The 14,126-nt window shown below is 44.6% G+C and carries 8 protein-coding genes and 1 CRISPR repeat array; of the genes, 5 read left to right on the plus strand and 3 right to left on the minus strand.

Features of this window, described 5'->3' with window-relative positions:
- Positions 1-457 precede the first annotated feature (457 nt).
- Complete coding sequence (locus tag LU361_RS12765) at positions 458-8,602, plus strand: autotransporter-associated beta strand repeat-containing protein (RefSeq protein ID WP_233089220.1); 8,145 nt, start codon at positions 458-460, stop codon at positions 8,600-8,602.
- 70 nt (positions 8,603-8,672) lie between these two features.
- On the opposite strand, the gene LU361_RS12770 is transcribed toward LU361_RS12765, so the two are convergent.
- The 3 genes from LU361_RS12770 to LU361_RS12780 are packed head-to-tail and all read right to left on the minus strand — an operon-like array spanning position 8,673 to position 9,952.
- Entirely contained in the window at positions 8,673-9,122 is a 450-nt protein-coding gene (locus LU361_RS12770; protein WP_233089221.1) for a DUF5063 domain-containing protein, read from the minus strand.
- Positions 9,123-9,138: 16 nt separating this feature from the next.
- Positions 9,139-9,648, minus strand: a complete 510-nt coding sequence (locus LU361_RS12775) for a hypothetical protein (RefSeq protein ID WP_233089222.1) — start codon at positions 9,646-9,648, stop codon at positions 9,139-9,141.
- A gap of 13 nt (positions 9,649-9,661) precedes the next feature.
- Complete coding sequence (locus tag LU361_RS12780; protein WP_233089223.1) at positions 9,662-9,952, minus strand: hypothetical protein; 291 nt, start codon at positions 9,950-9,952, stop codon at positions 9,662-9,664.
- A 309-nt stretch (positions 9,953-10,261) separates the two neighbouring features.
- On the opposite strand from LU361_RS12780, the gene LU361_RS12785 reads away from it, so the two are divergent.
- From LU361_RS12785 to LU361_RS12800, 4 genes are all read left to right on the plus strand, one after another.
- Positions 10,262-10,402: a hypothetical protein gene (locus LU361_RS12785; RefSeq protein ID WP_233089224.1), complete on the plus strand. Its 141-nt coding sequence runs from the start codon at positions 10,262-10,264 to the stop codon at positions 10,400-10,402.
- Between the two features lie 557 nt (positions 10,403-10,959).
- Positions 10,960-11,659: a CRISPR direct-repeat array (repeat unit 29 nt; unit sequence GTGTTCCCCGCACACGCGGGGCTAAACCG).
- Positions 11,660-11,876: 217 nt separating this feature from the next.
- Complete coding sequence (locus tag LU361_RS12790) at positions 11,877-12,635, plus strand: VRR-NUC domain-containing protein (RefSeq protein WP_233089225.1); 759 nt, start codon at positions 11,877-11,879, stop codon at positions 12,633-12,635.
- 11 nt (positions 12,636-12,646) lie between these two features.
- Positions 12,647-13,588 (plus strand): type VI immunity family protein, encoded by a 942-nt coding sequence (locus LU361_RS12795; RefSeq protein ID WP_233089226.1) that lies wholly within the window; start codon positions 12,647-12,649, stop codon positions 13,586-13,588.
- A 116-nt stretch (positions 13,589-13,704) separates the two neighbouring features.
- Positions 13,705-14,097 carry a recombinase family protein gene (locus LU361_RS12800; RefSeq protein WP_233089227.1) on the plus strand — a complete coding sequence of 131 codons (393 nt, stop codon included), beginning with the start codon at positions 13,705-13,707 and terminating at the stop codon, positions 14,095-14,097.
- Positions 14,098-14,126: the final 29 nt, after the last annotated feature.

The raw sequence follows: 14,126 nt of genomic DNA on the forward strand, positions 1-14,126 counted from the left end.
TTTTATTGCTGATGAATAATTCATTTTAAGCAAGTGCCAAAATAATAAATTTACAATTATTTTTCATTTTAAACAGCCATAAAATATTGAGCTCTGCAAGTGTCTTAATGCTTCTTTAAATAATTACCTCGAATTTTGTGTTGGTGTAATTTGGTGTAATGGTTTTTAGGTGGCGTCTCATATTACCGTTTTTCATTAATACGATAGTGTTAATTGGTTATTAATTTTTAATCAATAAAAAACTGTCATGTAGAGAATTCGGTTTCTAAAAATAAAACAGATACTTTTTTTATTGGTTTTATTCTGATCGATTAAATAATTGAAAGATTGTGTTGTTTTTGTGTGTATTCCAAACGGAATGATGTGAAAAAGTACGTTGGAATATTTTAATAAAATATAGATGTATTTTTCACGGACAGAACAATGTACTTGTTAAACACTTAAGGAGGAGTATCCAGTGTTTCTTCGTTTCCCAAATCTGCCATTGCGTCCGCTGTATGTTGCGTTACTGCCCAGTGCAATTTCCTGTGTGCCGTTGCATGCTCAAACTCTAGAGCCAGGACAAGTTTTAAGTAACGGTGCCCAGTTGTTTGATAGCGCAGGCCAAGTTATTACCCCCAACAATCCTGAAAACTCAACGGGCTTTTTTCTTAATAACGGTAATTTTAGTGTTTCCAATTCCACGTTTAACGGGTTTCAAACTCAGGGCGGTGAAGGTTCTGGAGGTGGCGCGGGTTTAGGGGGCGTATTTTTCGTTAATAACGGTGCTTCGCTTACGCTAGATAACGTTAATTTTATCGGTAATGCAGCGGTAGGCGGCACAGGAGGCGGTGGCGCCTCAGTTAATTTTTCTCCGATTAATGTTTCCAGTTCGTCAATGGAAGTCAGTGTTATTCCAACCACGGAAGGAACTGCTTCTGTCATCATCGAAGATATGATGGGTATTAATGGCAACCAAATCATGTTGGATCAAGCCAATCCTTTTTTCGCCGAAGGTATGGTGATTTCAGGAAGCGGTATTGCTGAAGGCACGGTTATCGAAGAAATCAGCGAAGATGGCACGGTCATTACTTTAATGGCGCCGATGGGCGATGCTATTGAAAGTTTTATTGTTGAAGGTCTCACTAACGTTCAAGGGGAAACCTCATTCACTGTGGTCAGTGCTGATGAAATGCAAGCACTGGCAGCGGTTGGTGGGCTTGAGGTGGGCACATCACTTTCGGGGCAGGGAATTTCAGTAGGCACTGAAATCACCGATATTGTTCAATCCGAACCCGATCCAATGACCGGTGAAATCACAACCACTATTGAAATTAGTATTCCTACAACGGAAAACGTTGAGCAATTTGTCGGTAATGGTATCGGTATTTTAACGTCATCAAGTGTTACTACGGCGATGGATAATTCGCTGACGTTATCGATGGAAGTTGATGGCTTAATGGCGGGGCAGTCGATCAGTGGCGATGGCATTGCCGAAGGCACAACCATTACGTCTATCAGTGAAGACGGTTTAACCCTGGGTTTATCGACGGCATTGGAAAATCCCGAAGAGGTAGACGGTTTTACCGCTGCAAATCAGGTGGGTGTGGCGGGTGAAAGTGTTATCACCCTTGCTAACCCAAATGCTCAAATTCAAGAGGGATTTTTAGTTTCTGGCCCAGGAATTCCAGCGGGAACCCGAATTTTATCCATCTCAGAAAATGAATTTAACGAAACTGAAATTCAGCTCTCAAATAATTTAACCCAAGATTTGGCCAATGGTTTTACCGTTTCTCCCGTTGTCAGTTCTCAAGTCAGTGGCGATACCACAACCATAACGGTCGCAGGAGGAACGGAGGGTTTATCAACGGGCCAGTTATTTTCCAGTCCCAATTTAACCGGCACTATTACGTCGGTTAATTCGGCGACTGGTGTGATTGTGGTCGATGCAGCAAGTACCGGTGCCATTGATGGATTTACCTCGATTCCTCCCACGTCTTTTGGTGGTTCTTTAAATGGTTTGTTTAACGGCTCAGCACCCGCTGCCGGAGATAACGGCGATAACGCCAGTTTTGCGGTTGCTGCGTTAAATGGTGGTGATGGTGGTGATGGCAGTAATGGTGGCGATGGATCAAGTGGAACTGGCGCCGGTAGTGCTGGCGGCAATGGTGGCAATGGCAGTAATGGCCTACCTTTTGACCCAATTGTTGCCAGTGATTTAGCGTTCGCTGTGGGCGAAACCGTATTGGCGGCTGCGAATTTGGCAGCATCGGCCATCCCCAATATTGGATTGTTCCCAGCCCCTGATCCCGGTGATGTGGTATTTGCAATCGCCGATACGGCCTCAGCCGCGGCAAATTTGGTTGCTGCCGGTGTGGTATTTGCCGGTTCTCAGGCGCTGTTTGCTTCCGGGGATTCTGGCCGCGGCGGCAACGGCGGTGTAGGTGGCGATGGTGGTGATGGTGTTTTTGGCTTTGGCGGCGGCCCTGGTGGTAATGGCGGCGACGGCGGTAATTCTGGCAGTGCCGCCGACGGTGGCGCTGGTGGGGACGGCGGCAACGGCGGTTTTGGCGGCTTCGGTGCTGGCGGTGGCTCGGGCGGTGCCCGTGGTGAAGGAGGCAGCGGCGGAAACTCTACCTCAGGCGCAGCGGGCGATGGTGGTTTTGCAGGCTTCGGTGGTGGCACCGGCTCAAACGGTTTGGGCATTGGTGGCAACGGTGGTTCCGGTTTTGGTGGCGCTATTTTTGTTGCCAATGGTGGCAACTTAACCATTACCGGTAATGCGTTGTTCGATAACAACGTAGTTGCAGCCGGTTCGAGCCTTAATATGGGATCGGCGGGCGAGGCTGCTGGTACCGATTTATTTATTGCCGCTGGTGCAAACGTTAATTTAAACCCAGGTGCGGGTAACGTTCAGACCTTTAACGGCACCATCGCCGATGACAGTGTGGCAAGCTTTTCTTCTGCCACCAACGGTGAAGGCTCAGGCGGTGGTGTCACCATCAGCAGCGGCTTGGTCGAATTTAACGGCGAAAACACCTTTACTGGGGAAACCAATCTCGCGGGCGGTGTGCTGCGCGCTGACGACGGTGTGGGTATTAATGCCGGTAGCCGAATTAATATCGCTGGCGGTATTTTAGAAACTTCCGGTATTTTTGATCGCACGGTTGGCTTTAACGTTGGGTCGGTAGGCTTTTCTGGCTCAGGCGGTTTTGCCGCGCTCGGCGATGATCTTACGGTAACTTTATCGGCCGGTATTCCTTTAACCGTGGGCCAAGGTGCGTTTTTACCTTTGGGCGGAAGCTTGGATTTTGGTTCTCACTCTTCTGACAGCCAAGTTGAATTCACCAACGATATTATCCTTAACGGCGCGGATTTAGGGCTTAATGTTTCGCGTAATCAAAACGAGGGCAGCACGGCGTTAATCAGTGGTGTTATTTCTGACGGCAACGCACCGGGTGGTATTACCGTTAACGGCAATGGCGATTTAGGGACTTTATTTCTCGATGCCGAAAATACCTATACCGGTTTGACCGACATTGTTGGCGGAACCTTGGTACTAACTGAAAACGGCAGTTTATCGGGCGGAAGTGCAGTTAATATTGATACTAACGGTGTTTTCGATATCAGTGCTGCAACCGATCAAACATTGGCAGGCTTGCAGGGCGGTGGTGAACTCGAAATTGGCACTACCCAACTCACCATTAATCAAGATAACAATACTGTATTTGAAGGCGGTATCAATGGCGACGGTGGCAGCATCATAAAATCCGGCAGTGGCGTATTGACACTTGCTGGTGCCAATGCTTTTACCGCAGGCACGGTTATTAATGCAGGAACGCTTGCGCTTGCTACAGCAGGAAGTCTAGAAAATACCGGTACCGTTACCGTAAATACCGGAGCAATTTTCGACACGTCGGAATCCGACCAAATCATCGACGGACTCACGGGTTCGGGCCGCGTTAATATTGGCGCAAGTGCGTTAACCATTAACCAAGAAATAGACACCACATTTTCTGGTGCCATAGCCGACGGTGGTATTTTCGCAGGTACCGGCGGCCAGTTAATTAAAAATGGCGAGGGTGAACTGACGCTTTCTGGCGCCAACAGTTTTACTGGTGCGGCGCAAATTAATTCTGGTGTATTAACACTGATTGATTCCGGCGCTTTCGCTACCGCTACCGTTAATATTGCTGACGATGCAACCTTGAACAACAACAGTTCGGGTCTTGCCGCCATCGCAACATTAACCAATAACGGCACGGTAAATTTAAATGCCGATGATACGATTTCAATGTTGGTTAATACTGGAACGATTAATAACGATCAATTTACGCTAGAAGCGACCAACGGTTTTGCGCTTAATGATGGTTCAGTGATTAATGCAAACTTAGGCTCTGGTGCGGTTACCACAAACGGTACAGTTGCACTAAATGGCACCAGTGCAACTGAAACATTTTTAGTGGAATCCGGTGTGACTACGTTAGGTGCTGGCGAGCGCTTAAATGATTCCGTCAACCTAACCGTTAATAATTCTGCGCAATTGACTTTAGGCGGTGACGAACAAATCGGGAGTTTATTTGGCGCTGGTGAATTGGCCACTGCCGACAGCGTATTAAGTGTTGATGATGGTAACTTCGACGGTGTTATCTCTGGCAATGGCGATGTTATTAAAACCTCCGGTGGTAATTTAATACTAACCAATAACAATACTTTCACCGGCACTGCGCAAATTACCTCGGGTACGTTAACCCTAACCGATGAGGGTGCTTTGGCGAGTGATTCTATCACTGTGGCCGGTGGCGCTACTCTGGTCAATAACAGTTCAGGCTTAGACGCAAACGCGACGTTAAATAATGATGGCATCGTTAATTTAAATTCAGACGATACGATTTCAACGTTAGTTAACACCGGTATCATCAATAACGATCAATTCACGTTAGAAGCAAACGACGGTTTTAATCTTAATAATGGTTCGGTGGTTAACGCCAATCTTGGTACGGGTGCTGTTACTGCAAACGGTATTGTTGCCTTGAATGGAACCAGTGCAACAGAAACCTTTATTGTTGAATCGGGTGTGACTACCTTAGGTGCCGAAGAGCGATTAAACGATGCAGTCGATGTAACCATTGCCGATAACGCGCGAATTATTTTGGGCGGTAACGAACGAATTAGCGGTTTACTGGGTGCAGGTGAATTAGCCACCTCTGCAAGTCGATTAATTGTTGACGACGGAAATTTTGACGGCGATATTTCAGGCGCTGGCGATATTGTTAAAATTTCTGATGGTACGCTCACGTTAACCAATCGCAATACCTTTGCTGGTCCTGCGCAAATTAATGCGGGCACGTTGACGCTTTCGAATGACGCAAGCTTAGCGACCGATACGGTTAATGTTGCCGTAGGAGCAACTTTAACGAACAACAGTTCAGGTCTTGCTGATAACACAACCTTAACCAACGACGGTACCGTTAATTTAAATTCCAACGACAGCATTGCTAACTTGGTGAATACCGGCACGATCAACAACGATCAATTTACCTTAGAGGCCACCAATGGGTTTGCTCTAAATAATGGTTCGGTTATTAACGCGAATTTAGGCAACGGAAGCGTTACCACTAACGGTAATGTCAGTGTCAATGGTACCAGCGCAACAGAAACATTTATGGTTCAATCTGGCGTTACTACGCTGGGTGCGAGTGAGCGATTAAATGATTCTGTCAATTTAACCATTGCAGAAAGTGCTCAATTGGTTCTCGGTGGCGATGAACAAATCGGTAATTTAAACGGTGCGGGAGAATTAGCGACAGCCAATTCCCAATTATTGGTTGATAGCGGTAATTTCGACGGAATAATCTCTGGTACTGGGGGCGTTATAAAAACCTCAGACGATACTCTGGTTTTATCCAACAGTAATACGTTTACCGGACAAGCGTTGGTGGAATCGGGTGTTTTGCAAATCGTTGAAAACGGTGCGTTAGCCACGAATTCGGTTACCGTTACCGATAGCGCGATATTAATTAATGAAAGCGCGGGTTTTGCTGACAGTGCTGATGTAACCGTAAACGGCTTAGTGCAATTAACGCAAAGTGATTGGATCAATGGCTTGTTGGGTAGGGGAGACGTTGAGCTGATTAACGACTCGGTATTATCGGTTGTTGCAGGCGACTTCTCTGGAAGTCTTTCCGGCTCCGGCGCATTAACCAAAGAGGGCAACGGAGAACTGACTCTGCGCGGAGAAAATACATTTTCGGGTGCAGCTCAAATTAATTCCGGTAGTTTAATTCTGGAAGATAACGCCAGTTTATCGACAGAAACCGTGAATGTTTCGCAAGAGGCAACGCTCACCAATAACAGTTCAGGACTATCTGATAACACTCGCTTAACCAACAGCGGTACAGTCGTCGTAAATTCCGACGATACTGTTGCTGTGTTAAACAATAGCGGTTTGTTGCAAGGTGAGGGTACGTTAACGGCGGCTACTTATAATTTAAATGACGGCACAGTGGTTGAATCCAATCTTGGTGCCGGTGTGGTGAACACAAATGGCGACGTTACTCTCAGTGGTAACTCAGACGCTGAATTAATTAATATCGGTGCGGGTAGTGTATTAACCTTGGCGGAATCAGAAATTCTCAATGATCTTGCAACGGTTAATGTTGCGAGCATGGGATTGTTGTCATTAATTGGCGGCGACGAAACCATTCAACGATTACTGGGTGACGGAAGTTTAGCAACCAACGGCAATAATCTTATCGTCACTAACGGCGGTGAATTTAACGGTTCTATTGTTGGTTCTGATGAATCCAATTTAATGGTCACCGGAGACACCTTGGTTCTGGGCGGTGATGACGATACGGAATTTGCCAATGTTTCTGTTGCTTCGGGTTCTGATATTGAACTCACTGATAATATCAGTATTACCGCAAACGACAATATTCAGGTTGATGAAGGCGGTTCTCTTATTATCGGTGAAGCGGCGAATTTAGCGAGTAATTTAATTACCGTTGATGGCACATTAATATTGGCCGATGGCGAAAGTCTCGATTACGCATTGCTTAACGGTGCGGGTTCAATTGAAACTGACGCATTTGTTAATAATACCGATTCTACCGTTGGCGGTAATCTTACCTTTACCGGAGACTTCACCAATACTGGTGTGTTATCACCAGGTAACTCACCGGGCTTGGTGACCATTGGCGGTAATTTTACTGAAAATGGCAATCTTGAACTGGAAGTTATTTCACCCGAGACTGGCGGCGTTACCGCAGACCAAGTACGAGTCGGTGGAACAATTACCTTAGGGGCAACCAGCACATTAACTCTGGTTAATGATGCCGACTCGCCACAAACCGCAGGCACCGTTTATAATTTATTAACCAATTTATCCGGCGGCACCCGCAGTGTTGATGGTAATTTTGCACAAGTGTTGTTTGATTCCGACGGACTCAATAACGGCCAACAAGCTACTTCCAACGCGGCGGCTGTTTTCGATTTGGATACCGGGCAAGCAATTTTTACCGGTTTAAATAACGCCGACAGCACATTCCGTGAGCTTGGAAATTCCGTTAATACTGGTGCCGTAGCAAATGCGTTAATTGCAGTGTCTGAATTGGATAACGGCGACAATCAAATTCGCTCTAGCCAACTTTCCGGTAATTTTTTAAGAACCGCGTTAGAGTCAGGTAATATTGGTGAAAATTTATCGCTGTTTGCGCCGGAGTTTTTCGGATCTTTAGCTGACGTCGGTTTTCAAACCAACAGCCAAAGTTTGGATTTAGCGCGCTCGCGTTTGCTTAATCCACAAGACGCTGGCAGCTTTTCAGGTATTGTTGCGGTTAATACCGCCGATTTTGACGGTGCAGACTCCGGTACCGACGGACAGTTAAATTCCAGCACTTTGGGTATCGATTACGTATTCGAAAATACCCTTCATTTAGGTGGTACCATCACCTCATTTGACGGAGACTTAGATGCAAATACCGGCGACGTTGATGTCGAAAGTGGATTAACTCTTCAGGGTTTTGCCGGATATTCTCTGACTGAAAAATGGGATATTTTTGGTAGCCTTGTGTATTCCTCTCAAAGCTACGATATTGATCGTCAAACTCAACAGGGCATTGTCGCCGCTGATACCGATGGAGATTTATTCGGTATTAACCTTGGTGCGAGCTACGATTTAGTGCAAGTAAGAAATGCTAAAATTTCACCTTACGCCATCGTATCCAGCAGTTTTTACAGCCAAGATGCCTTTGCCGAACAAGGTGCAATTGATGCTTTATCTATCGAAAGTTATGACGCCGATCTTTACCGAATTAAAACGGGCATTAGCGTTTTGAGTTCTTACGAATTCAGCAACAGTCGTCGCTTGTTTTTACGCGCAGACATTGGTGTAAGCCAGCAGTTGTCCGATGATCGTGACGATCTTCGAGCAAGTATTATTGCTGATAACCGAATCGCATTTCCCGTTGAAGTGGATGAAAGCGCAGATGCTCAAATTGATGTTGATTTAGGTGCGGTGTATTACTTTTTACCAAAACATTCTCTGTCCTTTGATTATCAAGGCAAATTCAGTGATACCGGCTCAAACGTCTTTAATTTGAGATACCAAATTGAATTTTAAGTAAACACGCAGTTGATAAATCTTGAACCCCACGTACGTGGGGTTTTTTTGTTGGGTATATTGTGAATAATTAATAATGATGTCTGTAAAGGTACAGTTGTAGTTCGCGTAAATGATTTCCCCAATGCCCTCTGTAGCTCATTTCTAAATGCCATAGAGCGTTAGCATCAGATGTGTTTTCAAAATACCATTCTATTTCTAATAAATCTCCGACTATATCAGCCAGGTCGTCCACAGCATCGCCAAGCAGTAATTCGCCAGTACATTCTAAGTCATCGGTATATTGTGCTGAATGATACAGTCCTAGCTCAGGAAACTTGGAGTTAATCGTTTTTCGAGTGTCACTGTAGTTTGCTGTTGGAGGATCGTTATAGTCTTCGGGATCGAATTCAAACTTTGCGCAATACACAAGAAGAGGTAGCTCATCGAGCTTTTGTATTAGTTGGTTTAAATCACTTTCGTTATGACTGTCATTGAGAACAAACCCAACAAATTCTGTGATTTTTTGCCTAATATTCATAAATTCTATGGGTGATTCAAGTGAATAGTGCTTGTTGGTTTTTTAGTAGCTCGTGGGGTATTTCTATACGTAAGTCAATGCGGATTAATTCTGAGTTGGAACGCGTTTTAAGGATTGGAGCTTCTTCCTGCGAGTGACTTTGAGGCAAAATTGTCAGAGCTAAATGCGGTTGCTCTCTAACAGTTGTGTAGAAAAGAGATTTACCTAAATCTGTATATTGTTGATGTGTCGGTCCCTCCAAAATTTTGCCTACAGCATGATAAATGGCACGTACGTTGACTCCATTTTTGTTTATCTTATACGGATAAAGCTCAGTGGGTTTGGTTAGCGCCACACCAATTCTTTTGATTGGTTGCTGTATTGTTTCTGGAAATATAATTTCTGAGTAATGTCCCCAGTTTTGGCACCATGTACAATTGCAGTTATAAGTAGGTGTTCCCGGTTGGTTTTGAATCTCGCGAGTTAATTTTAGGTCAGTCGCTAATTTCCAATCAGCAATTGGGATGGTTGGGCGACGATTTTTCATATTGGTTTGACCTTTAAAGTAATCCTTTCTTCTTTAAGTCTTTTATGTACCAATCTGGCGCGGGAAAAGCAATAACGCTGATTGGCTTCAGTGTTTCTGGATCATAAATAAGAATATCCTCGCCATCAATTGTTGGAGGACAATAGTCATTTTCAGACTGTTGTGTTACTACTAAACACAGATCTGGTAGCTCTTTTGAAGAATAGGGTTGACCATCCACCGTGTTGTTGCATTGACCACCTTGTGGTTGATGCAAAAAATCATGGGTATTAATTTCAAGGATTCTTCTTTCTTGTTCTGACAATTCACACATTGTATTAATAGATGAACACCCAGATAGCAATAAGGCTAGAATTATTGTTGGTCTCATTCTTATCTCAGGTTTCTGTATTTATAGGTATTTCCGATAATTAGATAGTGTGGTTATAGTAAGCCGATTAATCCGGTTTTCCCATAGGCGTGGGCTTTTAAGTTAAAAGAGAGAAGAATTAAAATTTATCAATTAGTGCGGATAGAAAAGGTATTTGAGGGCGTGTTACCTGCTAATTCTATCAGAACGATGAATAATATTCATTATGCACATTACCATAGTTCCGGGATCACGCTTTTTCAATTGAAGTATCCCTACTGGGATGACGAGTTGCCTAACTATTACCAAGACCATGAAGAAGTACTTCAACAATTCCAAATGGGAGTGTTTGAGAAAGCGGTATTGTATGTTTTTTGGGAGTTCGAAGTTGGAACTTCAATCTGATTATTAATAGATTGCTTTTGGCTTTGTCGGGTTGAAATAAAAAAATTAAGGTAGAACAGGAAAGGTTTCAGTAACACTTGAAAGTAGTTATCTTAATTACGTATTTTTCAACAGCGTGATGATCGTGCATTTTTAATGCTGACAAAAATGTTATTTGCTAAGTAATTTTATTGAAAAGTTTTAAAGAAACAATTACTTCCACTGAGTGAGCCAATACCCAAAAGCAGCTAACCACAGCTGACAAAGTGAGTATCAATCATGGTTAAACGTGATGATGGTACGCCGGAGCGTCTTTTGTCCCAAGCTTTTTCTAAGCGCAAGTCTCAAAACTTCCCCTATTTACGCCACTTAAAAGTCGTCATTATCTGTACTAATAATGCATCATTTTGCTTAAGGTCGATAGCACGGAACACCGCCTGCTTGATTGTTTTTTGTGCCAAATGTGCAGTGCATTCAGTGCAGAAATTCTGTGTGTTTTTTCAGCAAAAAACCGTGTAATAGTTGGTAGAAAAAACAGGGTGGTATTTTCCTTTTAAAAACAATTAGATACAGTAAGAGTGTTCCCCGCACACGCGGGGCTAAACCGTCTCGACAGGATACTATTTGGACTATTGTTTGGTGTTCCCCGCACACGCGGGGCTAAACCGCTGTGACTCTCCAGCAGAATAAAGATTCTGAGGTGTTCCCCGCACACGCGGGGCTAAACCGGCATGGTGAAATTTGAATTTGATTCCACCGAGGTGTTCCCCGCACACGCGGGGCTAAACCGCAAACAATGATCTAGCAAATTATTCTAGAGAAGTGTTCCCCGCACACGCGGGGCTAAACCGCGACCTAAAAACTGAGGCTGTGGCACTATTGAGTGTTCCCCGCACACGCGGGGCTAAACCGGGTAGTAGTAGTAAAGTAAGTAGAATAGTCAGGTGTTCCCCGCACACGCGGGGCTAAACCGAAATGATAGTGAATCTAGATCCTGGTGCTGAAGTGTTCCCCGCACACGCGGGGCTAAACCGTAATCATGGCAGTTTTTACACCTAAACTTTGAGTGTTCCCCGCACACGCGGGGCTAAACCGTGCCATTGGATTCAGTCTTAGACCACTCAACAGTGTTCCCCGCACACGCGGGGCTAAACCGACAAATGAACCTGTCAGAAAAACTTAAATTCAGTGTTCCCCGCACACGCGGGGCTAAACCGATAACCAACACAACCAAATACATTTCGTCTCTGTGTTCCCCGCATACGCGGGGCTAAACCGGTTCCGGTAACGAAAGTTTTAAAACCACTGTGGTGTTCCCCGCATACGCGGGGATTTTAAAACTCATAAAATAATTTCCTTGTCGGTCCGGCCTGATAAATCTGTCAGAGCGACGAATTTTATTCACCTTGCACTTTATCAGTTAATAAATTAATTAACGCCAAGTGCTGAATAATCTATGAGTCAACAATGTCAGGATTCGTGTGTTGGGCATATTATGTCTTGCACCATAGTTTCTAGTTTAGAAAGTTTTACGGGTAACGAGATGGCGAGCATTGCCGCTCGTATAAACGAAGAAATCCAAAAAGCGCAGAAACGAGCCGAAGAAGTCATTAAAGACTTTAAGAACAAACTGGTCTCGGGTGAAACCACACGAGAAGAACTCGCCAATAGCGAAGCTCAATCCGATATTCCAACCGACCCCGCCCAAAAACAAGCGGCACTGGATCAATCAGTCATATGCAGTGTGGCGTGCTGCTGCAATCAATACCCAAACCAAGGATCAGCGGATCAAAACCTCTACCAAGCTTGTGTTCATGGTGTTTATGCGACGGCCGATGCGGCGATGAATTATAAAAGCCGGTATAAGTCTGAGGTATCCTTCGATATGGGATTGGCAACCAATGGCATTCCGAGACCGCTCATGCACCGTGACCCTAACAATCCAGACTACACGGAGCCATCGCATAATTGGATGGCTCGCATAAAAGAGGTAGAAGGTTACCAGCCGGGTGAGGGTTATATTCGTAGGCCGGATTTAACTGTCGTGAAGAATCCAGCTAAACCGCTTACGGTTGATAATATAGAAAAGGTAATAGAGTATAAGTTTAAAGAAGATCGCAGAGATACAAGGCAAGATGAAGCCTATGAAGAAATTGCTGGGGGACGAAAGAATTACGCCATCTACCGCATTGGAGGACAACCTCAAGATAGGGAGGCAGCCTGTAACTGCAAAAACCCCGGCCAGATTATTTAAGGAAGTTCAGAATGCCAACATTTGATTACAGTACTATCACACAAGAGCCTGTTGTCTACTATCCGAGAAGTGGCAATCCATCGGCCGTTTTAGGTTTGGCAATGGAGTTTTATATTGGTGGCCCCGGTCAGCCCGGTCGTGTTCGAGCAATGGCCGATTGCGTGCAAGCCTATCTAACACAAGCTCAAGGGCAATTTCGCAGCTATGCTGTTGCCAACGATCGAGTTATGCGCCGTTTAAAGCCCGGAGAAAATATTGATCCCGCATTGATCGAAGCAATGGTAGACCCTGACGCAGGCTATGAAATTGAGGCGGGTTGGGAAGAGGATAAAGCTAATTTTTGGGCGTTGAGTAGCTATTGCATTAAAGCAAAACGACAGAATTATTTGGGCAAATTATTGATTACCTATCCATTTTCTTTTCTTGATCAAATCGGCCTTGATGGCTTTATTCAGCAATTTGTTTCTATGTGTAATGCCATGGAAGTTGAACATGCCTATGCAGGTCCGAGTTTTATTGAACCTTTTAATGTTGGCGGAATGAGGGCTTCACATACAGTGATAGGCTCGCAGTTATTTAATTACCCTTGTTGTAATGCTTATAATTTAACAACAACGGGAATTCAATTTCGTGAAGGCACTAAATCCATTGCTTTTCTAACGGCAGTTTCCAATCGCATTCTAGAAAAAGCCGGTGGGGCACAAGCCGTGTTATCGAACGCAGGCCAATCGACCTTATCGTGCCTATACAGTAACGGTGTTATTTTCCAAGCAGGCAATATTCCCCAAATTGGTTCTCATGATTTTATTCCGCAAGAATACATTAATTTAGGTCGTGCGTTAAAACCGACGCGTGCTGAAATCAACGACTCTGACTCTTTATTTGATGATCCCGCAGGTATAGATGACGATGCATTTACTCAACGCTGGCTGTCTCGTTTTGATGGCGTTTGATTTAGCTTGTTAAAAAATTATTGGCCAATGCGTTGCAGTACTCTTTTTTTTAAGCATCCTAATGTTGATTACACATAACGTATTGCGAATGTGATAAGCAAATTAAAAAATGTGGTGTGTTTGTTGATGTTTTTAAAGACCAGACAGTGGAAAACCAGCTTCTCGCACTTCGCGATTGGGCAGATGGGCGCGGGCATGAAGTGGTGGGCGAGTGTGTGGATGAAGGAATAAGTGGTAGGAAAGACCGTGATAAACGCCCGGGGCTGGACTCAATAATCAAAGCTACAACTCTAGGCAAGTTGGACATGGTTGTGGTGATGGCGCTAGGCCGTTTCGGCCGAAGCCTCCAACATCTTGCTGGGCTGGTGGCTGAACTTGAACCACTCAAGGTCGTATTATTTGTTCGAAACCTTGCAGTGGATACCTACACCCCAGATGGTCAACTTATGGTTAACGTTATGGGGACGCTTGCCAATATCAATTACAGCTCGAAGGTGCTGACCCGGTAGAACTGGGAACCGCTGCCGTAACCGCGATT

This window comes from Sessilibacter corallicola, from assembly GCF_021290925.1.
Classification (GTDB): Bacteria; Pseudomonadota; Gammaproteobacteria; order Pseudomonadales; family Cellvibrionaceae; genus Sessilibacter; species Sessilibacter corallicola.

Bases quoted from the DNA above. Each gene is read 5' to 3' on its own strand.
- LU361_RS12795 (WP_233089226.1), top strand. From the start codon at position 12,647: ATGCCAACATTTGATTACAGTACTATCACACAAGAGCCTGTTGTCTAC.
- LU361_RS12775 (WP_233089222.1), bottom strand. From the start codon at position 9,648: ATGAAAAATCGTCGCCCAACCATCCCAATTGCTGATTGGAAATTAGCG.
- LU361_RS12770 (WP_233089221.1), bottom strand. From the start codon at position 9,122: ATGAATATTAGGCAAAAAATCACAGAATTTGTTGGGTTTGTTCTCAAT.
- LU361_RS12790 (WP_233089225.1), top strand. From the start codon at position 11,877: ATGTCTTGCACCATAGTTTCTAGTTTAGAAAGTTTTACGGGTAACGAG.